The 23,858-nt window shown below is 61.8% G+C and carries 22 protein-coding genes and 1 other RNA gene; 16 read left to right on the top strand and 7 right to left on the bottom strand.

The window, feature by feature from the left end:
* Nucleotides 1-55: 55 nt before the first annotated feature.
* Nucleotides 56-547 (bottom strand): NUDIX hydrolase, encoded by a 492-nt coding sequence (locus M2103_RS05160; protein ID WP_277509181.1) that lies wholly within the window; start codon nucleotides 545-547, stop codon nucleotides 56-58.
* A 202-nt stretch (nucleotides 548-749) separates the two neighbouring features.
* Between M2103_RS05160 and fabD the strand changes: the two genes are divergently transcribed.
* The 4 genes from fabD to pncA all read left to right on the top strand — a co-directional run bounded on the left by fabD (nucleotide 750) and on the right by pncA (nucleotide 4,721).
* Complete coding sequence (fabD, locus tag M2103_RS05165) at nucleotides 750-1,655, top strand: ACP S-malonyltransferase (protein ID WP_277509182.1); 906 nt, start codon at nucleotides 750-752, stop codon at nucleotides 1,653-1,655.
* A gap of 99 nt (nucleotides 1,656-1,754) precedes the next feature.
* On the top strand, nucleotides 1,755-3,128 hold the full coding sequence (locus M2103_RS05170; RefSeq protein ID WP_277509184.1) for a glutamate--tRNA ligase family protein: 1,374 nt from the start codon (nucleotides 1,755-1,757) through the stop codon (nucleotides 3,126-3,128).
* 96 nt (nucleotides 3,129-3,224) lie between these two features.
* A complete protein-coding gene (locus M2103_RS05175) occupies nucleotides 3,225-4,055 on the top strand; it encodes an inositol monophosphatase (RefSeq protein WP_277509185.1) in 831 nt (276 codons plus the stop codon).
* A gap of 42 nt (nucleotides 4,056-4,097) precedes the next feature.
* Nucleotides 4,098-4,721 carry a bifunctional nicotinamidase/pyrazinamidase gene (pncA, locus tag M2103_RS05180; protein WP_277509186.1) on the top strand — a complete coding sequence of 208 codons (624 nt, stop codon included), beginning with the start codon at nucleotides 4,098-4,100 and terminating at the stop codon, nucleotides 4,719-4,721.
* A gap of 26 nt (nucleotides 4,722-4,747) precedes the next feature.
* Here the strand turns inward: pncA and M2103_RS05185 are convergent, their stop codons facing one another.
* The 3 genes from M2103_RS05185 to M2103_RS05195 all read right to left on the bottom strand — a co-directional run bounded on the left by M2103_RS05185 (nucleotide 4,748) and on the right by M2103_RS05195 (nucleotide 8,139).
* Nucleotides 4,748-6,982 carry an ATP-binding protein gene (locus M2103_RS05185; protein ID WP_277509187.1) on the bottom strand — a complete coding sequence of 745 codons (2,235 nt, stop codon included), beginning with the start codon at nucleotides 6,980-6,982 and terminating at the stop codon, nucleotides 4,748-4,750.
* Between the two features lie 111 nt (nucleotides 6,983-7,093).
* Nucleotides 7,094-7,384, bottom strand: a complete 291-nt coding sequence (locus tag M2103_RS05190; RefSeq protein WP_108824358.1) for an SWIB/MDM2 domain-containing protein — start codon at nucleotides 7,382-7,384, stop codon at nucleotides 7,094-7,096.
* Nucleotides 7,385-7,575: 191 nt separating this feature from the next.
* Nucleotides 7,576-8,139: a hypothetical protein gene (locus M2103_RS05195; protein WP_277509188.1), complete on the bottom strand. Its 564-nt coding sequence runs from the start codon at nucleotides 8,137-8,139 to the stop codon at nucleotides 7,576-7,578.
* Nucleotides 8,140-8,160: 21 nt separating this feature from the next.
* On the opposite strand from M2103_RS05195, the gene M2103_RS05200 reads away from it, so the two are divergent.
* The gene (locus tag M2103_RS05200; protein ID WP_277509190.1) at nucleotides 8,161-8,604 is read left to right on the top strand and encodes a hypothetical protein; all 444 of its coding nucleotides are present in this window, start codon (nucleotides 8,161-8,163) and stop codon (nucleotides 8,602-8,604) included.
* A 4-nt stretch (nucleotides 8,605-8,608) separates the two neighbouring features.
* Here M2103_RS05200 and ssrA read toward each other — a convergent pair.
* Nucleotides 8,609-8,966: a transfer-messenger RNA gene (ssrA, locus tag M2103_RS05205) on the bottom strand.
* A 166-nt stretch (nucleotides 8,967-9,132) separates the two neighbouring features.
* Entirely contained in the window at nucleotides 9,133-9,654 is a 522-nt protein-coding gene (locus M2103_RS05210; RefSeq protein ID WP_277509191.1) for a methyltransferase domain-containing protein, read from the bottom strand.
* A gap of 314 nt (nucleotides 9,655-9,968) precedes the next feature.
* Here M2103_RS05210 and M2103_RS05215 point away from each other — a divergent pair, with 314 nt between their 5' ends.
* The 10 genes from M2103_RS05215 (at nucleotide 9,969) to hpt (ending at nucleotide 20,784) form a co-directional block, all read left to right on the top strand.
* Nucleotides 9,969-10,130 (top strand): RagB/SusD family nutrient uptake outer membrane protein, encoded by a 162-nt coding sequence (locus M2103_RS05215; protein ID WP_161554718.1) that lies wholly within the window; start codon nucleotides 9,969-9,971, stop codon nucleotides 10,128-10,130.
* 62 nt (nucleotides 10,131-10,192) lie between these two features.
* Nucleotides 10,193-10,948 (top strand): 16S rRNA (cytidine(1402)-2'-O)-methyltransferase, encoded by a 756-nt coding sequence (gene rsmI, locus M2103_RS05220; protein ID WP_277509194.1) that lies wholly within the window; start codon nucleotides 10,193-10,195, stop codon nucleotides 10,946-10,948.
* Between the two features lie 138 nt (nucleotides 10,949-11,086).
* Nucleotides 11,087-12,016 carry a phosphatase gene (locus tag M2103_RS05225; protein ID WP_277509195.1) on the top strand — a complete coding sequence of 310 codons (930 nt, stop codon included), beginning with the start codon at nucleotides 11,087-11,089 and terminating at the stop codon, nucleotides 12,014-12,016.
* An 84-nt stretch (nucleotides 12,017-12,100) separates the two neighbouring features.
* Nucleotides 12,101-13,327: an MFS transporter gene (locus M2103_RS05230; protein ID WP_277509196.1), complete on the top strand. Its 1,227-nt coding sequence runs from the start codon at nucleotides 12,101-12,103 to the stop codon at nucleotides 13,325-13,327.
* Between the two features lie 100 nt (nucleotides 13,328-13,427).
* Complete coding sequence (locus M2103_RS05235; protein WP_277509197.1) at nucleotides 13,428-14,075, top strand: hypothetical protein; 648 nt, start codon at nucleotides 13,428-13,430, stop codon at nucleotides 14,073-14,075.
* A gap of 560 nt (nucleotides 14,076-14,635) precedes the next feature.
* Nucleotides 14,636-17,509, top strand: coding sequence for a DUF2339 domain-containing protein (locus M2103_RS05240; RefSeq protein WP_277509198.1), 2,874 nt, complete (start codon nucleotides 14,636-14,638; stop codon nucleotides 17,507-17,509).
* On the top strand, nucleotides 17,506-18,801 hold the full coding sequence (locus M2103_RS05245) for a DUF3999 family protein (protein ID WP_277509199.1): 1,296 nt from the start codon (nucleotides 17,506-17,508) through the stop codon (nucleotides 18,799-18,801). The genes M2103_RS05240 and M2103_RS05245 overlap by 4 nt, the downstream gene beginning before the upstream one ends.
* 171 nt (nucleotides 18,802-18,972) lie before the next feature.
* The gene (locus tag M2103_RS05250) at nucleotides 18,973-19,449 is read left to right on the top strand and encodes a YiiD C-terminal domain-containing protein (protein ID WP_108824368.1); all 477 of its coding nucleotides are present in this window, start codon (nucleotides 18,973-18,975) and stop codon (nucleotides 19,447-19,449) included.
* A gap of 8 nt (nucleotides 19,450-19,457) precedes the next feature.
* Nucleotides 19,458-20,132 (top strand): dual specificity protein phosphatase family protein, encoded by a 675-nt coding sequence (locus M2103_RS05255; RefSeq protein WP_277509201.1) that lies wholly within the window; start codon nucleotides 19,458-19,460, stop codon nucleotides 20,130-20,132.
* 76 nt (nucleotides 20,133-20,208) lie between these two features.
* Complete coding sequence (gene hpt, locus M2103_RS05260; protein WP_108824369.1) at nucleotides 20,209-20,784, top strand: hypoxanthine phosphoribosyltransferase; 576 nt, start codon at nucleotides 20,209-20,211, stop codon at nucleotides 20,782-20,784.
* Between the two features lie 20 nt (nucleotides 20,785-20,804).
* Here hpt and purB read toward each other — a convergent pair whose 3' ends face one another.
* A complete protein-coding gene (gene purB / locus M2103_RS05265) occupies nucleotides 20,805-22,250 on the bottom strand; it encodes an adenylosuccinate lyase (RefSeq protein ID WP_277509202.1) in 1,446 nt (481 codons plus the stop codon).
* Between the two features lie 308 nt (nucleotides 22,251-22,558).
* Here purB and M2103_RS05270 point away from each other — a divergent pair, with 308 nt between their 5' ends.
* Nucleotides 22,559-23,806: an L-rhamnose isomerase gene (locus M2103_RS05270; protein ID WP_277509203.1), complete on the top strand. Its 1,248-nt coding sequence runs from the start codon at nucleotides 22,559-22,561 to the stop codon at nucleotides 23,804-23,806.
* The last annotated feature ends 52 nt before the right edge of the window (nucleotides 23,807-23,858 follow it).

Here is a 23,858-nt window from a genome sequence, read left to right on the forward strand (position 1 = left end):
GGAAAAACAACGCCGTCGCGGTGTCTTTCGCGCCTCTTCGCGCTTGTTCTTGTGCTCAGATAATTTCCTCCGTCTCGACGCTCAGCGGTTTCGCCGGATCGCAATCAACGCGCAGCGTCACGAAGCGGTCGCGGTGGTTGTCGAAAATCGGCCAGAGTGCGGCGCGGTCGGTTTCGGGGATGTAAATGTCGTCCATCGCGGCGCGTGTGAAAAAACCGAACTGGCCCTCGTCGATGTCGGGCGGAAGCGCGGAAATGGGTTTCTTGCATCGAAAGAGAAACATGAGCCAGTGCCCGCTGCCCTCGTAGGATTTTTCCGCGATCATGCAGAACAGGTGCAGGTCGGCGGTTGTGATTTCAAAGCCGGTTTCCTCGCGCGTCTCGCGGATGGCGCACTCGTAGGGCGACTCGCCGGAGGCGGTTTCGAGCTTGCCGCCGACAGGGCTCCACGCGCCGAGGTTCGGAGCTTTTGCGCGGCGGATGAGGAGTTGTTCGCCCCGCGCGTTTTCGATGAAAACAAGAACGGCGAGTTTGTGGGGGATGCTCATTTGAAAGCCGGTTTTCTAAGCACGGATTGCCGGGATTTACACGGACAAAAACAAAGCGCCGGCGCGCGCAAGCCGTGCGCGCCCCAAATATCCGCGCGCATGGTTCGCGAAGCGTGTTCAATTTTTTCGGAAATTTTCTGATTGGTTTCTGGCGCGCGATTCATAGCCATTGCGGGCTTCACCATTCACCAATAACAAAAATATGTCACTCGCACTTCTCTTCGCCGGTCAAGGCGCACAAAAAGTCGGCATGGGCAAATCGCTCTACGAAAACTCCGCCGCCGCGCGCGCGCTTTATGACGAGGCAAACAGTGTTCTCGGCTGGGATTTGAAAAAAATCTCGTTCGAGGGCCCCGATGCCGAGCTCACGCAAACGAAGGTCTGCCAGCCCGCGCTGTTCGTGCACGGGCTCGCGCTCCTCGCCGCGCTCAAGGAAAAGGGCGACGCCGGGGTCGCGGACGCAAAATACGCGCTCGGCCTCAGCCTCGGCGAAATCACCGCGCTGACCGCCGCGGGCGTGTTCGATTTTGCGACCGGCCTGCGCGTCGTCGCCGAACGCGGACGCCTCATGCAGATGGCGTGCGAGGCGACCCACGGCAGCATGGCGGCGATCATCGGCGAATCGCGCGAAACCGTCGCGGCGCTTTGCGCGAAGTTCGACCTTGAGGCGGCCAACTTCAACTGCCCCGGCCAGATCATCATTTCCGGCGAAAAACAAAAAATCATCGATGCCGTCGCCGACGCCAAGGCAAACGGCATCCGAAAGGCCATGGAGCTCAATGTGGCCGGCGCCTATCACAGCCGCCTGATGGTTCCGGCGCGCGACGCGTTTGAAAAATTCCTCGAAACCATTCCCTTCGCCGCGCCGCAAATGACCGTGTTCACCAACACCACCGGCAAGGCCGTCAGCGAACCCGCCGACATCCGCGCCGCGCTCGTGAAGCAGGTAGTCTCGTCCGTGCTCTGGGAGGACTGCCTCGTCAGCGCGCAAGCGGCGGGCGCGACGGCGTTTCTCGAACTCGGGCCCGGCGGCGTGCTCGCCGGCCACGTCAAGCGCACGAACAAGGAGTGGCCCGTCACCAGCAAGTCGGAATACGCCGATTTGTAAGCGCCCCGCCCCGCGCTTCCTTTTTGACACGACGTCAGGCAATCCATTGCCTGACGTTTTTCATTTCGCATCTCGAATCCCGCACTCCGCATTTTCACCATGTCCAACATCCGCGTCCGTTTCGCACCAAGCCCCACGGGCTTTTTCCACATCGGCAGCGCACGCACCGCGCTCTTCAACTGGCTCTACGCGCGCCACACCGGCGGCACGTTCGTGCTGCGCATCGAGGACACCGACAAGGAGCGCAACAGCGAGGATTTCCTCAATGTCATTTATGACAGCCTCAAGTGGCTCGGCATGAACTGGGACGAGGGACCGGGCGTTGGCGGCGATTACGGCCCCTACCGCCAGAGCGAGCGCGACGCGATCTACAAGGAATACATCCGGAAACTCTTCGACGCCGGACGCGCCTACGAGAAGGACGGCGCCGTGTGGTTCAAACTCCTCGGCGAGCGCTACGAAACCTACGACGACCATCGCAAAAAGACCGTCGAAAAAGTAAAAGTCGCCCCCACCGTAATCGACGATCTCATCCGCGGCCAGGTCGAGCGCGTCGAGGACGAGGACTTCGTGATCGTGCGCTCCGACGGCAGCCCCGTGTTTCACCTCGTCAACGTCATCGACGACATCGCCATGAAAATCACGCACGTGATTCGCGGCGAGGATCACCTTTCAAACACCAGCAAGCACGTCGAGCTCTTCAAGGCCTTCGGCGCGCCCGTGCCGCACTTCGCGCACATTCCGCTCATCCTCAAGCAAAACGGGCCCGGCAAAATGTCCAAGCGCGACCAGGGCGCGCTCGTCGAGGAGTATCAGCGCCGCGGATACATTCCCGAGGCGCTCGTCAACTTCCTCAGCCTCCTCGGATGGAATCCCGGCGACGATCGCGAAAAAATGCCCGTCGCGGAAATCATCCGCCTCTTCGACCTTCCCGGCGTGAACCAAAGCAACGCGCGCTTTGACGACAAAAAACTCGCACACATGAACATGACCTACGTGCTGGAGCTGCCGCCCGACGATTTTGTGGCGCGAGCCAAGGCGTATTTCGCGCGACACGGCACCTTCGCCGCCGGTATGCCCGACGAAAATTATCTGCGCGAAGTCCTCCTGCTCAGCCAGCCCAAGATAAAAGGCATCGAGGACCTGCCCGGCTACACGGAGTATTTCTTCACGGAAAACTTTCCCCTCAACGAAAAAGCCGCCGCGAAAATCATGGGCAAGGGCGATCCGAAAACCCGCCTGCTCGAACTCGCCGGCGCGCTGAAGACAGTCGATTTTTCGAACGACCTCGTGATTGAGGAGGCGATCAAAAAACTCGCCGCCGACAAGGGCCTCGGTTTCGGCGACTACCAGTCCATCGCGCGCCTCGCCGTTTCCGGCACCAACGTGGGGCCAAACCTCACGGGCATGTTCCGCGTGCTCGGCCGCGACCGCGTGCTGGCGCGAATCGAGCGGTTTCTGGCACGGCAATAAACAGCCAAAAGTCGCGAGCCGCGGCCGGGAAGAAAAGGCCCGCCAAACCGCGCGCTTGCGCGCGGGCGCGCGAACGTGTTTTCCTTGCGCTCTTCCATGTCCACAAATCACACCGAAAACACCGCGTCGCAGGAACTCCTCTCGCGCATCGAGGCCGGCAAGGCCGCCGTGCTCGCGCAAACCGATCTTATGTTGCGCGAATTCGGCCGCGCCCAAAGCAACTGGAAATCCGACGGCACGCGAGTCACGCCCGTCGATATCGCGATTTCACAAAACATCGAGCGGCTCATTCACGAGCGTTTTGCGGACGACGAGTTTTTCAGCGAGGAGCTCGCCGATCCCGCGCGCTTCGAGTCCGAGCCGCTGCGCGCGCGTTTCGCGTGGATACTCGACCCGATCGACGGCACCAACAACTACGCCACCGGCCTCGCCAGCTGCGCGATTTCACTCGGCCTCTACGAAAACGGCCTCCCCGTTTACGGCATCGTTTACGACATGAGCCGGCGCGCGCTCATCCACGGCGGCCCCGGCCTCGGCGTGTTCGACGGCGACCGGGCGGTTTCCGTTTCGCAGGCCGCGCCCACGCCGCAAAGCCTGGTCGGCTTTCACAGCCCCCACGACAAAATCTACGCGGCGCAGGCAAAAACCGTCGTCGAAAATTTCAAGATCCGCGGACTCGGCAGCAGCACGCTCCTCCTCTCCTACGTCGCCAACGGAATGCTCGAGGGTGTCGTCGACCACAACGTCAAGATATGGGACATCGCCGCCGCGATCCCGCTCTGCATGGCCGGGGGCGGCGAACTTTATTTCTTCAACAACACCAACCCGCTCCCCGTGCGAACCTTCGACCTGAAGATGAAACGCATCCAATACATCGCCGGCGGCGCGGCCTTTGTCGCCCGCGCGCGCGAGTTGCTCGGCGTTTGAGACGGCGCGATTTTTTCCCAACGGCAAACCCGGATTCACCGCATGAAAAAAACGCTCCTGCTTGTTGACATACAGAACGACTTTGTGCCGGGCGGCGCGCTTGCCGCGCCCGATGGCGAAAAAATCATCCCGCTGGTGAACCGCTTGCAACCGCTGTTTCAACATGTCCTCGCAACCCAGGACTGGCATCCCGCCGACCATGGCAGTTTCGCGGCGCAACACGCAGGGCGCTCGCCGGGCGAGGTCATTGATCTCCACGGCATCCGGCAAATCCTCTGGCCCGTGCATTGCGTGCAACAAACACACGGCGCGGCTTTCGCCGACGGTCTCGAAACGCGGCGCATCGAGCACATTTTTCACAAGGGCGCCGATCCGCGCGTCGACAGTTACAGCGCCTTCTTCGACAACGGCCGCAAGCACTCAACCGGCTTGGAAAAGTATCTGCGCGAGCACGGACTGACGGATATTTACATCGCCGGGCTCGCAACGGATTACTGCATAAAATACAGCGCGCTTGACGCCGCGCAGCTCGGCTTCAACACGCGCGTGATCGCCGACGCCTGCCGCGCGGTGAACATGCAACCGGGCGACGACAAGCGCGCCTTCGACGAGATGCGCAAGGCCGGGGTGCGTGTGATCGAAAGCGCGGAACTGGCATCAAGGTAGCGCATGCACTCCCGGCCCCCCGCCGCTTATAATTGCGCGGAGCTTTCCGGCGCGTCGGCGGCGCCGGTGTTTTTGGCGAGTCGCTCCACCAGTGTTTGGTGGCTCACGGGCTTGGTGAGAACCGTCCGGAAATATGGCCGCAGCAATTTCCTCTGCTGTTTGTCGATATCAATATCAACAAGGCCGACCGCGCGCCCGGCATGCCAGCATTCGGGCTCGGTCGCATAGGAGCGCAACGCCGTCAGCGTGCCGGCGTCGCACTCGACAACGGCGAGATCCCATTCCGTCGTGCCAAGCCCGGACATTTGAAGCCCGAGCGCGACGGCCCCGGCGCGGGCAAGCTCGCGCTTGAGTTCGCGCGCGAAACCATCGTGCGATGTCACGACCGCGATGCGTTTTCCATCAAGGAGCGGCATTTCCTCGTGCGCGGCGGAAACATCCTCGTGCGCGGCGCAGCGTATGGTGAACGAGAACACCGCCCCCTTGCCCAACTCGCTGACAACGGTCATGCGCCCGCCCATCAGCCGCACGAGATCATAACAAATGGAAAGGCCGAGCCCGGCGCCGCCGTAACGGCGCGAATTGGATGAATCAAGCTGGGTGAACGGCTGGAAAATGCGCGACTGGTTCTCGGGCGCGATTCCAATGCCGGTGTCACGCACGGTGAACTCAAGGACGATGCCGTTTTCCCGCAAGTCGCCGGGCGGGGGGCTTTCCCCGGTTTCCGGCGGGAATGTGTCCGCGACAGGCCCGGATGGCTCGGACGCCGCCAAACGAACGGACGCCTCGACCTCGCCTGCGGGGGTGAACTTGACCGCGTTGCCAATCAGGTTGACGAGCACCTGGCGCAACCGACCGGCGTCGGTGATGATGCTCGCGGGAACGGCCGGATCGATCTCATGCAGAAGCTGCAGTTGTTTGCCGGCGGCGCGCGGCGCGGCCAGTTCGAGCGTGTTCTCGAGGAGGGTGCGCACATCGCAGGGTTCCTCGGCGAGACTCATGCGCCCGGATTCAATGCGCGAATAGTCGAGTATGTCGCCCGTGAGCTGCATGAGCGTTTCGCCGCCCTCATAAATGGCATGCACGTATTCGCGCTGCTCGGCGCTCAGTTCGGTGTCAAGCAGGAGGTCGGAAAACCCGATGATGCCGTTGAGCGGCGTGCGCACCTCGTGGCTCATGGTCGCGAGGAAAATGCTTTTGGCGTGATCGGCGGTTTCGGCGCTCTCCTTGGCAAGGCGAAGCTCGGATGCCTGCCGCTGGATCTCGGTCATGTCCACAATGACAATAATGTAGGCGGCGATTTCGCCGCCGGCGTCGCGGACCGGGGTTGAGGTGACTTTCGCGGGAAAGCGCGCGCCGCTTTTGCGCCCCAGCTCGAAGTCCTCCGTCCACGGTTTGCCCTCGTGGGTGAACTTCTCGATTTTCGTGATGTTGTGCTCGGGCATGGCCCGCGCCTTGCCGAGCCAAACCTGGCCGAGCAGCTCCTTGCGGTCATAACCTGTGACCGCGCACAAGCCGTGGTTGGCATACTCGATGACGCCGGTGTCGCTGACAATCATCATGGGCGTGGCGCTTTGCTCCATGGCGGCGTTGAGTTTGCGAATGGAAAAAGCCTGCCTCGCGTGGCGGCGCGCAATGACGAATGTGGCAAACGGCACGCCGAAGAGCAGCCACGCATAGAGCGCCCGCACAAAGGCTTTTTCATACAGCGCCATGTTCCACACGCCTATCTCGCCGTCCAGGCGCATGATGTTGTGTTTGCCGTCAAGCGAATCGACCGGCACATAGGTGGTAACCCACCTGCCCGTGGAATCGGCCTGGAACTCGTTGACGGTGGTGACGCCCGTGCGCAGGGTCGTGAGCACGTCGGCCTCGTTGATCTGGCCGGGGAAGGGATCGCCGGGGCGCAGCATGCGCGGCGAGTCAAACGGCTCGGAATCCGCAAGGCAGACGAGTGAGCCGGTTTCCGGGTTCTGCCGGAACAGGTAAATGTATTCAACATTGGGGTGGGTGCGGTTGAGCCTTATCAACTGGCGCTTGATCCGCCCGTAGGCTTCCGAGCCCTCGTCGGCCCGCGTGCCGGTGAGCTTGGAGAGTTGCTCGGGGTGGATGGCGAGCGCGCTGCGCCGCGCGTTGCGATCCACCTCGTCGAGGCGGGCCCTGTGCGCATTGCGATATTCCCACACGCCGGCGGCGAGCCCGGCGCTCACAATGGCGATCATCGTTATCGTGATTTTTGTTCTAAGGGAAAACATCGGCATGGGAGGTGCGGCGATTGCTTATAACATTTGCGCGGAAACAAACGCACAAAAAACCGCCGCTTTTTTGGAAGCGGCGGTTTTTCTTAAACAAAGCAGGGGATGCCTTGTGTCTTATTTGACGAGGTGCGTCGAGACGAGCTTGGTCATGTCGAACATGTTGACGGACTTCTTGCCGTTGAAGACGGCCTTCAGCTTGTCGTCAGCATTGATCTGGCGCTTGTTCTTGGCGTCCTGGAGGCCGTTCTTTTTGATGTAGGCCCAGAGTTTCTTGGTGAGCTCCGTGCGGGGGAGCGCTTTGTTACCGACGACGGCCGCGAGGGCTTCATCGGGCTGAACAGGCTTCATGAAAGCAGCGTTCGGCTTGCGGGTGGTTTTTTTGGTTTTAGTAGATTTTTTAGCCATACAGGAATCCGGTGTAGTGCGGCGTTTTGCGAAGGCAACATATTTTCAGAGGGAAAATTTTCCATTTCAGAGGGAGAAAGTTTGCCAAGTCGTTGAAAAAGGTCTTGGCGGTGCGCGCGATTTTTCACCGCGCCCGTGTTGTATCAAGATTTTGGATACACAACTCGCCGGGCCCGCCGGCCGGCAATCACTTACCGGCGCTGCTGGTTTTGCTGCGCGCTCGCCTCGCGCTGGGCGCGACGGCGGGCGACCTCGGCGCGAATCGCCTCGAGCCGCTTGGCCTCGTCGGCGCTTCGCTGCTGCGTGTTTTGCTGGCCGGAGGAATTGGCGCGGGATGCGCGTCCCTGAACGGGCTGCGCGGCGCCGGCTCGCGCGACGCCCGCGGGCGCGGGCGCCGAAACCGCGATGCTTTTGCCGGGGCCAAACTTGGGCTCGACAAGCGCGATGGTCTGCGTCCTGCCCTGGTAGTCGACATTGATGCGATTCGTGGCCGCGTCGTAGGAACGCACTACAAACGACTGCCCCGGCTCATCGACGCTCACCCATATGCCCTCTTTTTTTGCGGGATCGTAAATCGCAAAACGCGGGCCGTTTTCGTCGGACACGATCGCGCGCAACTCGATGGGCGTGTTGTTCGCGAGCTTGCCGGCCGCGGCCGAGCCGCGCGGAACAAAGGGGGAGTCGGTCGAAACGCCCGCGCGCATTGCGACGCAGCCAAGCGCGATCAGGACAAAAATAATGCGGCGGGTGCTCATGTCAGGGTGTTTGATTTTGTAATGACGAAATCAAACGCGCGAGGTTGCGTCAAGGCGGGTAAAAGAACCGGCCTGGCGACGCCCCGCCGCAACCTACCCGGTGCTTGCAGCCAAGTGATCGATTTCCGAATCAAGCATGGGTTTCAGCATTTCGACAAGGTTCGGCTCCATGAACTCGAACTCATCGGGAACATCAAGAACGTCGATGGGCGGAAAGCTGAAATCGGAAAGGCCGTCAAAGCGCGTCGTGATCGCACGCTTATGCTCCCGTTCCATGACAAAAACAACATCGGCCCAGCGAAGATCGTTCTCCGAAACGCGGCGATTCGCGTCAACGCGCACGCCGGCGGAACGGACTTCGACACGCGGATCGTTGCGATAAATCCGCTCGGCGGTCACACTGCGCCGCCTGTTCATTGCGCAGACAAAGAGTATTTTCAAGCGACGCGCGGGCATTGGTTTTAAAAATTGGTGGAGGTGGCGGGATTTGAACCCGCGTGCCCCTGACCTTCTCATATCGCATCTACCGTTATAGTGTCGTATTTATCTCGCTGATGTCACGCGACTCCACGCGCTTGGGCATCAGCCAACTCCCAGATTTTGAAGTATACGGCGCGCGGACTGCGAGTCTCTCCGCACGCTATGCCTGCTGTCGACGTCCGCAGCGGCTAGCAGGTGTCGCCGTGCAAACGAGGCCGCGCTTAGGCGGCCAAGGGCATCTCTTCGTAGTTGCCTATTATTGGTGTGAAGGGTGATTAACGAGGCCAACCTTCATCCTCGAACGGCAGCAATATAATCCAACCAAGGGTCGAATCCAGAACACCCCCAAAATGATTTTGGATTTCACGACACGGGTTTTTGATCAATCAAACCGCGCGCCTAAAAATCCGACTGGTGTGTTTTGCCAGTCAAAGAACAAGGCGCGAACGATGCAGGTTCCCCGGTGGAGTGCAAGCGACGAAATTCGCGCCGGCAAAGAGCCGGCAACCCGAATCACTCGCTCACGCACTTATACACAAAGGCCGGCGGGAAATTCAACGGCGTGTAACCGAGCCGCACCGTCTCAAAATGCCGCTTCATCAAGCGGTAATCGAGCAGCGAATATTGGAACTGGCTGAAATGCCCGCCCGGCTTCAAAATCGTCTGCACCGTGCCGAGGACGGCCAGCTTCGTGCGCCTGCCGAAATTGCCCATCGGCAAACCCGACACGATGTTGTCCACCGAGCGCGGCTCCAGCATCGTCGCGGCCAGCGTGGCCGATCCGTGAACCGCCGTCAGGCGGGGATCGGTCTCCGCGATCGATTTGATTTCCTCGTAAAAAACCGCGTTCAGCTCAAAACTGATCAGGCGCGCGTCCGGCCGCATGCGGCGCAAAATCTCGCGTGTCACGTAGCCGCTGCCCGGCCCAAATTCGACGATCAGCCTCGCCTCGGAAAAATCCACGTCCGCGAGCAGAGAGCCGACCAGATACCTTGAGCTGTGCGTCAATGTTCCGACCTGCCAGAAATGGCGCACGGATTCCTTAAAAAATTTCCATCTTTTACCCATGTTTTTGTATTATGGCGCTTGAAGCCCGGCAATGAGCGGCATCCCGGCCTTTTGCACACCACGGGGTGACACTGGATAAAAAAACCACATGAACACCAGACAAAATCGTGATATTTTTTTTGAACGCACGAGACACCGGAAACGCAAAGGACGGCGCGCCGCAAAACCTTGCGGAACCAAACCGCCTCCACGCAAGTCCGACAAACATCGGCAAACACTCGCCTTGCACTCCGCCGACCAAACACCCATACATTTCCCTCACAGCCGACTCTCGAAACATCATGAAAAAATTTCTCATTGCATTTATGGCCGCCGCGCTCCTCGCCATTTTCAGCGGATGCACAACCCAGGACTCCACGGACACCACGATCCCCTGGAGCCGCCCCGCCGACTGGGAAGGCGGCATTCCCGGCATGGGCAACGCCGGCGAGCAACGCCGCTGATTTTTGCCGCGCGCACTCTCTTTTGTTTCGCAAAAAATCCGGTCCTGTGACCGGATTTTTTCATGTCCGCAACCGACGACACGCCATCAACGCCCGCGCCGCGCGCCGCCAACGCCTCGCTCACCCCGCTCCCCGGCCATCTCTATGTCGTCGCCACGCCCATCGGCAACCTCGCCGACCTCACCGAGCGCGCGCGCGCCATCCTTTCCTCGGTCGATCTCATCGCATGCGAGGACACACGCACCACCGGCGCGCTCCTCAGCCGCCTCGCCCTGCCCCGCCGCGAACTCACCGCCTATCACGACCACAACGAAACCGAGGCCGCCGAACGCCTCGCCGCCCAGCTCGCCGCGGGCAAATCAATCGCTGTCGTCAGCGACGCCGGCACGCCCGCGCTCAGCGACCCCGGCTTCCGCATCGTGCGCGCCTGCCGCCGCCTCGGGCTTCCCGTGGTGCCCGTTCCCGGCGCGTGCGCCCTCGCCGCGGTCATCAGCGCCGCCGGCCTGCCAACCAACGGATTTCTCTTCGCCGGGTTCCTCCCGCCCAAAACCTCCGCCCGCGCCACCTTCCTGGAAAAGTATCGGGATTTTGAATACACACTCGCGCTCTACGAAAGCTGCCATCGCATCGACAAATTTGTGGATGAAATCAACGCCGTGCTCGGCTCCGAACGCGTGATCTGCGTCGCGAAGGAGGTCACCAAACTCCACGAAACCTTCCTCACCGGCCCCGCCGCCGCCGTGCAAGCCCGCCTCGCCAAAACCGCCCTCAAGGGCGAGTTCACACTCCTGATAGCGCCAAATGGATTTGTCCTCTGATGCGCATCCCTAACTCGCAATTCACCCGCACGCTTTTGAATTTTCGATTTTGCATTGGGAGCTTTCGCTCCGTTTTCGTTTCGAGTCCCGCGCGGTAGCGCGCAATCCAAAATCGAAAATCCAAAATCCAAAATAACAATGACTGTCGCCGTCATCGACATCGGGTCCAACTCGATCAAAACACTTGTCGCCACGCGCAATCCGTGTCGCGAACCCGTCTCGCTTTTCTACAAAACGCTCGAGGCGCGCATCAGCGCCGGCATCGACCGGGCAAACCCCGCGCTCACCGGCGAGTCAATGGCGCGCGGGCTCGCGGCCATTCGGGAGCTGCTCGCCGACACCGCGCAATTCGCCCCCGGCCGCACAATCCTCGTCGCGACAAGCGCGGTGCGCGACGCAAGCAACGGCGATGAATTCCGCGGCATGGTTCGCGCCGCCACGGGGCGCGACATCCGCATCCTCACCGGCGACGAGGAGGCCAGTTACATCGGGCGAGGGCTCGCCTGCGATCCCGCGCTTTCCGGTCTGCGCGATTTCTACGTCTTCGACCTCGGCGGCGGCAGCCTCGAATGCCTCGCCTTTCGCGACCGCCGCATTGTCCGCGAAAAAAGCCTCCAGCTCGGCTGCGTGCGCCTCAGCGAGCGTTTCGTGCCCGACATGGCGCAACCCATTCCCGGCGCCGCCAGCCGCGCCATTTCCGGGCACGTCAAGGCGACGCTCGCCGCAAGCGGCTTCACTTTCGACCTGCCGCCCGCCGCCGCCGCCATTGCGACCGGCGGCACCACCACCACCGCGCGCGCCGTCATCGGCGCCGCCGCGGGCAAAACGCTCGCCGAGACCAGCCCGCGCCTCGCGCTTCCCGATCTGCGCGCGCTCTACGAACGCATCGCCGCCATCGACCTCGCATCGCGCCGCCAAATCCCCGCGATGCCCTTCGGCCGCGCCGATGTTTTTCCGACCGCGCTCGCCACCTTCATCGCGCTCGCGGAGTTCGCGCATTTCGAGACATTCGAAACCTCGCTCTACAACCTGCGCTGGGGAATCGCCGCCGAGGCGCTCGACGTGTGAGGCGCGAGCGGTGGCGAAAGAAGGGCGAATTTCCGCGCAGTTCATGCTTGTCAACGCCCCGAGGAGACGGGACTTGGTTGCGCGGTGGAAAAGTGGAAAAAAGTTTTCGCGATCATTTGGGCCGGCCAGTTCCTGTCGATCCTTAGCTCCACCATTGTCAATTTCGCCGTCATTTTGTGGCTGAGCATCGAGACCGGTTCCGCGCAAACACTCGCGCTCGCGGCCATCGCGGCAATGCTGCCGCAGGCGTTGATCGGGCCCGTGAGCGGCGTGTTCATCGACCGCTGGAATCGCAAACACACGATGATCGCGGCGGACGGTTTTATCGCGTTGTGCACGCTCTTGCTCGCGGTTTTGTTTGCGCTGGGGATTGCGCGGACGTGGCATATTTTCCTGCTGCTGGCGCTGCGCTCGGTGGGATCGGCGTTTCACATGCCTGCGATGCAAGCCTCGGTGCCGTTGCTCGCGCCTGAATCGCAGCTGACGCGCATCGCGGGCATCAACCAGATGATTTATTCGGTCGGCAACATCGCCGGTCCCGCGCTGGGAGCGCTGTGCATCACGATTTGGGACATGCAATACGTGCTGTTGCTGGACGTGGCGGGGGCGTTGTTTGCGTGCGGCACATTGTTGTTTGTCGCCATCCCCAAACCCGCCGGGACCGGGGCGCGCTCGCAACCAATCGCGCGCGAAATGAAGGAGGGTTTTCTAGCCGTGTGGGCGAATCGCCCGCTTAGCCTTGTTTTTCTTTTTTCCATACTCGTGATGTTTTTCATCATGCCGGTGAGCGTGCTTTTTCCGCTGATGACGCTGGAGCATTTCAAGGGGAACGCGTTTCAAGTGAGCCTCGTGGAAGTGTTGTGGGGCGTCGGATCGCTGGTCGGCGGAGCCGTCATGGGAATGAGGGTTTACAACATAAACCGGGTCGCGCTCGTGAACTGGATGTATTTGTTGCTGGGGGCGACGTTCGCGCTGTCGGGCATGTTGTCGCAAAACGGCTTTGCGTGGTTTGCCGTTTACACGGCGGTCGGCGGCGTGGCGGGCGCGGTGTATATGGCGACATTCACCGCGATCATACAAACGAACGTGGCGTCCGCGTCGCTGGGGCGCGTGTTTTCGATGTTTCACACGGTGAGCATAATCCCGTCCCTCATCGGCCTCGCGGGCATCGGTTTTTTTGCCGAAAGGCTGGGGCTCGCGCTTTCGTTTGTTGTCTGCGGGGTGATCATTTGCCTGATCGGTCTCGCCGCGTTCATAGCGCGCCCGACCTTGCAAATTGATAAAAAGCAACCTGCGCCGGCCAATGGCTAGCCGTCCATTTGTGCATTGTTTGTAAACCGGCCCGGCTTTCGAAAAATCATTTTGCGAACAACACATTTTGGGATTTGTTGTCTTACAAAACATGAGACCCATGACCAAAGCATTGCCGCAACTGCTGGGCGCGTGCGCCGTCCTGTTCGCCGCGTTGCAACTCGGCGCGCAGACAACCGCGGCATCGGGAACCTCGACGACCGCGCAACCGCCGCAACCGGAGCGCGCGCTGTCGCCCAGGGCGTCGGCGGCGATAACGGCCGGTTTCAAATACACACCGCCCCCGCCGCCCAAGCCGGTGGATGAGGACGACGAGGTCGATCTGCGCGACCTCGACAAGCCGAAAAATGAAATCGTCCGCCTGCCGCGATACACGGTGACCGCCAAAAAACCGGGGGTCTTCACTGACCGCACACTTTACACACAGGCCGAACTCAAAAAACTCGCGATGTCGCGCCACTTGAGCGGGCTCGACACGGGGCTGCTCAACAAGTGGACGGCCTCCATGCGCCTCAACTCGTGGACGACGGTCGGGTTCGGCGCGTCGAACGAGGAGCGGGCGATGGGAATGTATCTCGAGGATGAGCGCCTCCGAAACATGGCCGGCATGAAGGACGAAATCTCGCTCCTGCGCGCAACCGGCGAAACGGAACGCGCCGATCAGGCCCAGTCCGATTATTACAACACGTTCCTGCGCCGCCGCGACGACGTCCACACGGACGCATTCACGCGCCAGCAGGGCAAGTGACCGGTTGAACCGCATGCGCCGGGGCGCGGGGGGTGTAATTGCAATTGGTAGCAGTTTGATGGAATACGCGACGAAGCGGAGTTATTTTGGAGTGCGGTGGCAAAGGGAGCGCAAGCGACCGGCGACACCGCTTTGAACAGCGTAAGATTTTCACCGGGCGCAACTCGCTCAAAGCGGTGTCGCCGCTTCGCTTTGCCACCGCACTCCATAGGATTGCATCTTTGCGTTTTGCTACCATTCGCAATTACACCCGGGGCGCGGGACTCCGCGACGACAAACCTTGCGCCGGTGCGGGGAGGGCGTGATATTGAGGCAAATCAACATCCGCGCCTATCATGGAGCCCTTTTTAATCTTCCTAGCCTTTCTGTTACTTCTCGCCTTTGTTGCCTTCCCGATCTGGGTCATGGTGCGCCTTGCGGATCTGTCGCGCGAAGCGCGGCGCACACGCGAGGAACTGGCTGCGTTGCGCAGCCGGGTAAATGAAAAACCATCGGCTCCGACACCGTCTCCCAAGGTGGAAACACCCGCTCCTACGACTCTCGTTCCTGCTCCGGCGCCAATGCAGATTTCCAAGCTGCCGGAAGCCCGGCCCAAGGTGGTTGCGCCGCCTCCCCGGATTGTCGCGTCCGCGCCGCCTCCGATTCCCGGAGGGCAAAAGCCGGCGCAACCGGTCGTGAGCGCCGCGCCTCCGCAGATTCCGCCAACGACTTCCCCACAGGAACAACCGCCCAATCATTCGTTCAACTGGGAAGTTTTCATGGGCACGAAGTTTCTCTCGTGGCTCGGCGCGGTGGCGGCGTTTCTCGCCGTGGCGTTTTTCCTGAAATACTCAATCGATCGCGGGCTCATTCCGCCGATCGTGCGCGCGGCGATGGGATTTGTTTTCGGCGCGGGGCTTGTTGCCGGCGGGTTGTTCGCCGTGAGGAAAACATATCCGATTCTCGGCCACGCGCTTTGCGCGGCGGGCATCGTGAGTTTGTATGGCGTCACGTTTGCGTGTCGGGCGCTGTATCACTTTCCGTTTTTCGGAGTCGTGCCGACGTTTGCGCTGATGTCGCTCATCACGGCGGCGGCGTTCACGCTGGCAGTGCGGTTGCGAGGAAAGTTTATCGCAATCCTCGGCTTGCTCGGCGGTTTCGCGACGCCGGCCATGCTTTCGACGGGCGTGGACAATCCGCTCGGGCTCTTCGGCTACATCGCGCTGCTCAACATCGGTCTTTACTCGGTGGCGCTGCACCGGCGCTGGAATTTTCTGGTGGTGCTCGGCGTGATAGGCACGGTCTGCATGCAAGTCGGCTGGGCGTTGAAATTTCTCGGCGACCACAACACGCTCACGGCGATGATCGTGTGCCTCGTTTTTGACGCGCTGTTTCTCGCGGGTTATTGCGCGGCGCGGCGCATGGGGCGCGAAACCGCAACGCACGGCCGCGGTGTCGCGGCGATGGTGTTTGTTTCGCTTTGCTTTGCGCTGTATTTGGGCGTCGACACGGTCGCGGCGTGGCGCCCGTGGTGGCTGCTCGGCTTTGTGTTTCTGGCCGACGCGTGCGCGATGGCCGTGGCCGCGCTCGACCGGCGCGCGAAGGATTCGGTGTGGCTGCCCGCGGTCGCGGGCATTGCGGTGTTTGTCGTGCTCGCCGCATGGACTCCCGTGAACGTGAACCCGCACTCGGGTTTGCTGCCGTGGGCGCTCGGCTCGTATTTTGTTTTTGCGGTGCTGCACACTGCGTTTCCGCTGATTCTCGCGCGGGTGCGCCCGGAGCTGAATCGCGCCGCGGGCGGCTTGGCCGCGCAATTTTTCGCCCCGCTTGCGCTGCTGCTCGTCATCATGCCGGTGCTCAGGGACCCCAACGTGCACTGGCTCGTGTGGCCGGCGATTTTGCTGATCGATTTTGTCGCGATCATTTGCGCGGCGATGACACGGTCGCTTGGCAGCATCGCGGCGTCGCTCGTGCTGACGCTGGCGACGGCGGCGGTCTGGGTGTGCAAGATTCCCGTGACGATGGCGGGCATCCCCGTGCCGGTGCTGCTGGTCACGGGCGGGTTTGCGATTCTATTTTTCGCGGCGTCGCTCTGGCTCGGACGGCGAATCGGCGGCGCGGAAAAAATGGGCTCGGGTTTCACGCTGGCGCTGCCCGCGCTGTCATCGCTGCTGCCGTTCGTGCTGGTCGTGATGATGCTGGCGCGAATTACACTGGTCGATCCGACGCCGGTGTTCGGACTCGGGCTTGTGCTCACGGTGATGACACTCGGGCTCGCGAAGCTTTTGAAAAACGAATGGCTGCCGGCGTGCGCGCTCGCGGGCGTGCTGGCGATTTGCTGGACGTGGTTTCAGGACGCGCACAAGATGGCCGTTGTTTTCGACGCCGTGCGCATGATTGGCAAACCGCCGCCCGCAAACGCGTATGTCGGCTTGGGATGGTTTGCCGGGTTCTATGCGATCTTCGCGGTGTTTCCGTTCGCGTTCCGTGGTTGTTTTTCAAACACACGCGGCCCGTGGCTGACCGCCGCGGCGGCGGGCGTGCTGTTTTTCCCGCTCGTTTATTGGATGATAAAACTGTGGTGGCCGAACGACGTGATGGGAATCGTCCCCGCGATGTTCGCGCTGCCCGCGCTGACGAGCCTGACGGCGGTGTTGCGCTACGATCCGCCGGGGCACCCGCGCCGCATGGGGCGGCTCGCGCTTTTCGGCGGGGTGACGCTGCTTTTTGTCACGCTGATATTTCCGATTCAGTTCAGCCGCGAATGGGTCACCATCGCGTGGGCGCTCGAGGGCGCGGCGCTGTTCTGGCTCTACACGCGCGTGCCGCATCGCGCCCTGCCCTGGGCGGGCGCGGCGCTGCTCGCGGTGGCGTTCGTGCGGCTGGCGCTCAACCCCGCCGTGCTCGGCTACCATGTGCGCGGCGATGTGCCGGTTTTGAACTGGTATCTCTACACCTACGGCATCGCGATTGCGTGCATGTTTGGCGGCGCGTGGCTGCTGAAGCGGGCGGGGACGCAAAACGACTTCACCTACGTCACGGTAAAAATCCTCCCCGCGCTCGGCGCGGTGCTCGCGTTTCTGTTGCTCAACATCGAGATCGCCGATTTCTTCACGGCGCCCGGCAGCCACGTGCTCACGCTGGAGTTTTCCGGCAATTTCGCTCGCGACATGAGCTACACGATCGCGTGGGCGCTGTTCGCGCTGGCGCTGCTGGTGGCGGGCATCTGGCGGCGGCAGCGTGTGTCGCGCTACGCGGCGCTGGGGCTGCTCGCAATCGTGGCGGTCAAGCTCGTGTTTCACGACCTCGACAAACTCGACACGCTCTACCGCGTCGGCGCGCTTTTTGCCGTGGCGATTGTGATGATTCTCGCGTCGTTCCTTTATCAAAAATACATCGCGCCGCGCGAAGGCGGAAAAACATCCACGCCGCCGCAACCTCCTTCCGAATCATGAAAAAACTACTCGCACTCATTCCGGCACTTTTCGTTTTCGGCGCGACGGCGCACGGCCTCAACCAGGCCGACTGGGAATGCCGCCAGTCGTTTGATGTCGCGCAAGCCGGCCCCGCGCGCGTATCCGTGCCGATCGACACGCTCGGCCGCGCCCGCGCGGATTTGCGCGACTTGCGGATCGTCGGGCCGGACGGTGCCGAGCTGCCCTACGCGATGCTGGCGCTGCCCGATGCGCGCGCCGCCTATCGCGTTTCGCAAACCGTCGCGCCTCGCGCATTCGGCGCCGCGCTCGACGGCGCGGCCACGGTTGTCACCATCGAAACCGGCGTGGACAAACCGCTCGAAAGCATCGAACTCAGCATCCCCGATGCGAAGGACTACATGAAACCCGCGCGCGTGGAGGTTTCGCCGGATCGGAAAAACTGGACAACGGTTGCCGGCGGCCAGCCGCTTTTCCGGCGCAACCAGGCCGGGCGTTACGACGCGGTCGCGCAAAACACCCTTCCGCTCGGCGTGCGCGCGGCGGCGTTTGTGCGCGTCACGATTTACGACCAGGGACACGAGCCGATCGCCGTCGCGGGTGCGAAGCTCAAGGTGGTTGACGAGGTCGCCGCGCGCGACACCGTGCCGGACGAGGAGGTCGCCGCGACGATCACAAACGTGAAACAGCTTGCGGACGAAACCGTGCTCACAGTCGATCTCGGCGCGGCAAATCTCCGGCTGACCTCGCTCAGCCTCGCCGTCGGCGATTCGCTCTTCGCGCGCTCAGTGACGGTCACGCTGCCCGCCGCCGGGGACGACACGGCGGACCGGGAAAACACGCTCGCACGCAACCGGCCCGTTTATTCGCGCACCTCGATCGGCGGCATCGAGACATCCGGACGGACAACGGTCGCGCTCGACGGCGCGTCCGTGCCCTCGCGGACGATTCTTGTGCGCATCGCCAACGGTGACAGTCCCCCGCTCGATATTCGCGGCGTGGCCGCGACACGACGTCCGGCGCACCTCGCCTTCAACCCGTCGGTCGCGGGTCGCCACACATTTCTTTCCGGCAACCCGCAGGCCGCCGCGCCGCGCTACGACATCGCGATGCTCTCCAGGGAACTCGCGCGCCTGCCGTTGACGGAGATCGCCGCGGGGACGCTTGTGGCGACCCCCGATTATCGCGCGCCCGCCGCTCCCGCCGAACCGTCGCAGATCACCACGCGCATCCTGTTTTGGGTCGCGCTCGCCGTGACTGTCGGCGTGCTGCTTTACGTGATCGGCCGCTTGTTGCCCAAAACTGACAAGTAAAAGCGTCCGTTTTCGTCTTCATCAACAGACCCACAACCAAATCTAATCCAACGAATTGCGAAAACGCCCTCCCTCTTGTGAAAATTGATTTCAGTCTGATTTTGACGAACGCAATAAACTTGTTCATTTTATGCGACTCTAGTTTTTCGATCAGTCACGCCAATTCGAACCATGAAGCCGGTCAAAATTCCAGCATTTGAGCATTTCCTGCACGAGATGATTCCGCTCGCGAAGGCGATGGGCGTGGGCGTGGATTTGAGCGATGAAAACGCGCTCGTGCTCCGCGCGCCAAAGGAGCAAAATCGCAATTCGCTCAACACCGCGTTTGGCGGCAGCCTTGTTTCGCTGGCCACGCTCGCGGGTTACGGCGTCGTTTGGGATGTGATGCGCAGCGAGCCCGCGGACGGAAAGGGCGCGACCGAAAAACCCCAGTGGCACATCGTCGTGAAGGAAAGCAAGGCCGCCTATCGCCGCCCCGTGATCGGCGACTTGATCGCTATTTGCGAGCGTCCCGCGCAAGCCGCCATCGCGGAGTTCAAGGACGCCTTCTCGCGCTACGGCAAGGCGAAGTTGAAGTTGCGCGCGCGCGTCGTCGAGGATGGCAAGACGGCGGTTGATTTTCAGGCGGCCTACGTCGTGTCGAAATAAGCGGCGTCATGAAAGCGCGGGCTTTGCATGTGGGGCAGCCGGAACGCCGATTCTCCGGCGGGAGGCCCTTACGGCTTGTGTTGTTTTTGTGCGTGTTTGCCGCATGCGGATGCAACAGCACAAATGCGACGCAACCGGAAACAACCGAATCCGCGAACGCGGAGGCGCGCAATCCGGAATGGGCCGTGCTCGTCAACAAGGAGATGAATCTCTGGCGCGTGACGCCGACGTTTTACCGCTGCGAACAATTCAAAAAAAGCGAGGTTGCAGAGCTGCAGCGGCTGGGCATCCGCACGTCGGTCAATCTGCGCAATTTTAACTCGGACGACAAGGAGCTGGAAGGCTCGGCCATCAAGCAAGTGCGCGTGCGCATCAACACATGGAGCATCACCGACAAGCATGTGGTTGCGGCGCTGGCCGCGATCCAGGCCGCGCAGGCGGAGGGCCCCGTGGTGTTGCATTGCCAGCACGGCGCGGACCGCACGGGGCTGGTGACGGCGATGTATCGCATCGTTTACCAAGGATGGACAAGGGATGCCGCGCTCGACGAGTTGCGCAACGGCGGCTACGGCTACCACTCGATCTGGAAAAACATCCCCAAGTATATCCAAAAAGTGGATACGGAAAAAATCCGGAAGGCCGTTGACAGGCGGCTCGCCGAAGAGGCGGCAAAAGCCGGCTGAGCGAATCCCAAAAAGGAAACCAGTTGCCAGCCAGCGACACCGCCGCTATCGGTGGGGAACTTCATTCATAAATCCCATGCCTCGCAAAAAAGTCTCCGTAAAAGCGCCGTTGAGCTCCGATCTTGCAAGCGTCCTCGTCACGCCCGCCGCAATCAAGCGCCGGCTCAAGGCACTTGGCGCGAAAATCAGCAAAATCTACGGCAAGGAGGAGGTCACCGTGGTGCCCATCATCAACGGGGCGATTTTTTTCACGGCGGATTTGCTCCGGCATGTGCACAACCCGATCCGCCTGGATTGCGTCCGCATTTTCAGCTACCGCAACAGCACCAAGTCGCACGGCAAGCCGAAGCTCCTGCACAGCCTCACGCTCGACATCAAGGGCAAGCATGTGCTCGTGATCGACGACATTCTCGACACCGGCAAAACGCTTTCCGCCGTCGTCAACCTGCTGAAAAAACAAAAGCCGGCGAGCCTGCGCACATGCGTGCTCCTCGACAAAAAAGTCCGCCGCGAGGTGGACTTCGAGGCGGATTTTGTCGGGTTCGAAATTCCCGACAAATTTGTGGTCGGCTACGGCCTCGACTACGCCGAGCGTTACCGCGGCCTGCCGTGCATCGGCGTGCTCAAGCCGGAAAAACAGAAACTGGAGTGAGGCCGCAAAGGCGCCCGGGCTTACAATAATTTTCCCGGCTGGTAGGTGGACGCGCCCTTGACCTTGGCCGCGACACGCTTGGCCCCGGCGACAAACACATCGACCTGTTGCGGAGCGGCGCCGACAAACCGCGCGCTCTCGCCGAGAATCGACTCGAGCTTCGCGCGGGTGAGCCTGAGGCGAGCATCGCCCGCGAGCCGTCCGACGAGATCGGGATCGCCCCCGCCGGTGCGCATCGCGTTCGCCGCGGCAAGCGCGTGCTCCTTGATCGCCTCGTGCGCCGTTTCGCGTCCCGCGCCGGCCTTGACCGCCTCCATCAGGATTGTGGTCGTGGCGAGGAAGGGCAGATTGCGCGTGTTTTCTGCGGCGATCGCTGCGGGAAAAACATTCATCTGGCGAAGGATGGTCAGGTAGGTTTCAAGCAGTCCGTCGATGGCGTAAAACGCGTCGGGCAGCGCGATGCGGCGCACCACCGAGCAGGAAACATCGCCCTCGTTCCACTGGTGCCCGGCGAGCGCGCCGGTCATGGTGACGTAGCCCGAAATGATCGTGGCAAAACCGCAAACGCGCTCGCAGTTGCGCGCGTTGACCTTGTGCGGCATCGCGGACGAGCCGACCTGGCCCTTTTGAAAACCCTCGGTGAGAAGCCCCTGCCCCGCCATGAGCCGGAGCGTGGTGGCGAAGCTCGCCGCCGCCGCCGCGACCTGGTGAAGCGCGGAGACAACATCAAAGTCCAGCGAGCGCGGATAGACCTGGCCGACGGCGTTAAACGCGGTGCGGAAACCGAGGTGCTTGACAACGCGGGCCTCGAGTCGCGCGACTTTTTTCGCGTCGCCGCCGAGAAGCGTGAGCTGGTCGAGCTGCGTGCCGACGGCGCCCTTGAGCCCGCGCGCCGGATACCGCGCGCAAAGCTCCTCGAGTCGCGTGAACGCGATGAGCAGCTCCTGCCCGAACATCGCGATGCGCTTGCCAAGCGTGGTGGGTTGCGCGGGCACGTTGTGCGTGCGGCCCGTGATCATGAGCGCGCGATGCGCGCGCGCCTGCTTCGCGAGGGCGAGAAGCGCGGCCGCGGTTTTCATGCGCACGACGGCGAGCGAGCGCTGGATTTGCAGCTGCTCGACATTTTCCGTGAGGTCGCGGCTGGTCAGGCCGAGGTGGATGAACTCGTGGCCGGCAAGATCGGAAAACTCCTCGATGCGCGCCTTCACATCGTGAAGTGTGACGCGCTCGCGCGCGGCGATGCCGGCGAGGTTGATGTTGTTTTTGACGCGCTCGTAATCGGCGATTGCCTTCGCGGGAATCGCGACGCCGAGATCACGCTGCGCCTTCATGACTGCGATCCAAAAATCGCGCTCGATGGCGATGCGCCCCGAAGGCGACCAAATGGCCTTGAGCGCGGGCGAGGCATAGCGCTCGGCGAGGACGTTGGGAATGGAATCAGCGGCGGAGTTGTCAGTGGTCGTCATGGAAATTGAAAAATAAAACTGATGCAGGAAAACCGTGTTCGCGCAAGGAAGCGCTGCAACGAAAACGGAAAGGGAAACGCCCTCCGCGCCCCCTGCGCGCCTTTCCGCCAATTAAAAACGACCATCCGCGTTTTCACCATGCCGCCAAGGTGCAAATAGCGCTCGTTTTTATTTGCGCGACTCCGGTCATATCCAATAGCGTTTCTGACTGTTGGATGCCCGTCACTGTTTCAGCGGCGGGCATTGTCCCGCAAGTTCTCCCGAAAGTTTTTCCCTCAACACTAATTAATCCCAACCCTTCGTATCACATGGATGCCTTCAACCTCGCCAAAGAACGCTACGCCGAAATCGGCGTGGATGTCGAAAAAGTCCTCAAGACGCTCGCGCGCACACCCGTCTCCCTCCAATGCTGGCAGGGCGACGACGTCGGCGGCTTCGAACGCGCCGGCGCCGAGCTGACCGGCGGCATTCAGGCCACCGGCAACTATCCCGGCAAGGCCCGCACCGCCGACGAACTGCGCGCCGACCTCGACAAGGCCCTCTCGCTCATCCCCGGCAAAAACCGAGTCAACCTCCACGCCTCCTACGCCGAGCTCAACGGCAAAAAAGTCGACCGCGACGCCTACACGATCGCGCAATTCGAAAACTGGGTCGCCTGGGCCAAAAAGCGCCGCATCGGGCTCGACTTCAACCCCACCTATTTCTCGCACCCGCTTTCCGCCGACGGCTTCACGCTCTCGCATCGCGACGCCGGCGTGCGCAAATTCTGGATCAACCACGGCATCGCCTGCCGCAAGATCGCGCAGGAAATGGGCCGCCGCCTCGGCAAAACCGTGATCACCAACTTCTGGATGCCCGACGGCTTCAAGGACACCCCGGTCAACCGCCGCGAATACCGCGAGCGCATGGAGGACTCGCTCGACAAAATCTTCGCCGTCAAGATCGACCAGAAGCTCAACCGCGACGCGGTCGAGAGCAAACTCTTCGGCGTGGGTGTCGAGTCGTGCACCATCGGCTCGCACGAATTCTACATGGGCTACACCGTGAAGAACAAAAAAATCCTCTGCCTCGACGCCGGCCATTTTCATCCCACCGAGACGCTCGCCGACAAGATTTCCGCCGTCCTCCAATTTGTCCCCGAAATCCTCCTGCACGTGAGCCGCGGCGTGCGCTGGGACAGCGACCACGTCGTCACGCTCGACGACCAGACCCGCGCGCTCATGGAGGAAATCGTGCGCGGCAATTATCTCGACCGCGTGCACATCGGCATGGACTTCTTCGACGCGAGCATCAACCGCCTCGCCTGCTGGGTGATCGGCGCGCGCAACACGCAAAAGGCGCTGCTGCTAGCCCTCCTCGAACCCGCCGCGCAACTCCGCAAATACGAGGCCGCGGGCGACTACACCTCGCGGCTCGCCCTTCTTGAGGACGCGAAGGTGATGCCCTTCGGCGCCGTTTGGGACGAGTTCTGCAAACGCAACGACGTTCCCGCCGGCCACGCCTGGCTCGCCGAAGTGAAAGCCTACGAGCGCGACGTGCTCGGCAAGCGCGCGTAAACGCAATCACGCCAGGATCGCAACTTCCCAGCCAATGCGCGCCCCGCATTGG

The organism is Ereboglobus sp. PH5-5 (assembly GCF_029504805.1).
Taxonomy (GTDB): Bacteria; Verrucomicrobiota; Verrucomicrobiia; order Opitutales; family Opitutaceae; genus Ereboglobus.

Excerpts from the sequence above, each read along its gene's own strand:
- M2103_RS05160 (WP_277509181.1), bottom strand. The coding sequence starts at position 547 with ATGAGCATCCCCCACAAACTCGCCGTTCTTGTTTTCATCGAAAACGCG.
- fabD (WP_277509182.1), top strand. The coding sequence starts at position 750 with ATGTCACTCGCACTTCTCTTCGCCGGTCAAGGCGCACAAAAAGTCGGC.
- M2103_RS05170 (WP_277509184.1), top strand. The coding sequence starts at position 1,755 with ATGTCCAACATCCGCGTCCGTTTCGCACCAAGCCCCACGGGCTTTTTC.
- M2103_RS05175 (WP_277509185.1), top strand. The coding sequence starts at position 3,225 with ATGTCCACAAATCACACCGAAAACACCGCGTCGCAGGAACTCCTCTCG.
- pncA (WP_277509186.1), top strand. The coding sequence starts at position 4,098 with ATGAAAAAAACGCTCCTGCTTGTTGACATACAGAACGACTTTGTGCCG.
- M2103_RS05185 (WP_277509187.1), bottom strand. The coding sequence starts at position 6,982 with ATGCCGATGTTTTCCCTTAGAACAAAAATCACGATAACGATGATCGCC.
- M2103_RS05190 (WP_108824358.1), bottom strand. The coding sequence starts at position 7,384 with ATGGCTAAAAAATCTACTAAAACCAAAAAAACCACCCGCAAGCCGAAC.
- M2103_RS05195 (WP_277509188.1), bottom strand. The coding sequence starts at position 8,139 with ATGAGCACCCGCCGCATTATTTTTGTCCTGATCGCGCTTGGCTGCGTC.
- M2103_RS05200 (WP_277509190.1), top strand. The coding sequence starts at position 8,161 with ATGACGAAATCAAACGCGCGAGGTTGCGTCAAGGCGGGTAAAAGAACC.
- M2103_RS05215 (WP_161554718.1), top strand. The coding sequence starts at position 9,969 with ATGAAAAAATTTCTCATTGCATTTATGGCCGCCGCGCTCCTCGCCATT.
- rsmI (WP_277509194.1), top strand. The coding sequence starts at position 10,193 with ATGTCCGCAACCGACGACACGCCATCAACGCCCGCGCCGCGCGCCGCC.
- M2103_RS05225 (WP_277509195.1), top strand. The coding sequence starts at position 11,087 with ATGACTGTCGCCGTCATCGACATCGGGTCCAACTCGATCAAAACACTT.
- M2103_RS05235 (WP_277509197.1), top strand. The coding sequence starts at position 13,428 with ATGACCAAAGCATTGCCGCAACTGCTGGGCGCGTGCGCCGTCCTGTTC.
- M2103_RS05240 (WP_277509198.1), top strand. The coding sequence starts at position 14,636 with ATGCAGATTTCCAAGCTGCCGGAAGCCCGGCCCAAGGTGGTTGCGCCG.
- M2103_RS05245 (WP_277509199.1), top strand. The coding sequence starts at position 17,506 with ATGAAAAAACTACTCGCACTCATTCCGGCACTTTTCGTTTTCGGCGCG.
- M2103_RS05250 (WP_108824368.1), top strand. The coding sequence starts at position 18,973 with ATGAAGCCGGTCAAAATTCCAGCATTTGAGCATTTCCTGCACGAGATG.
- M2103_RS05255 (WP_277509201.1), top strand. The coding sequence starts at position 19,458 with ATGAAAGCGCGGGCTTTGCATGTGGGGCAGCCGGAACGCCGATTCTCC.
- hpt (WP_108824369.1), top strand. The coding sequence starts at position 20,209 with ATGCCTCGCAAAAAAGTCTCCGTAAAAGCGCCGTTGAGCTCCGATCTT.
- purB (WP_277509202.1), bottom strand. The coding sequence starts at position 22,250 with ATGACGACCACTGACAACTCCGCCGCTGATTCCATTCCCAACGTCCTC.
- M2103_RS05270 (WP_277509203.1), top strand. The coding sequence starts at position 22,559 with ATGGATGCCTTCAACCTCGCCAAAGAACGCTACGCCGAAATCGGCGTG.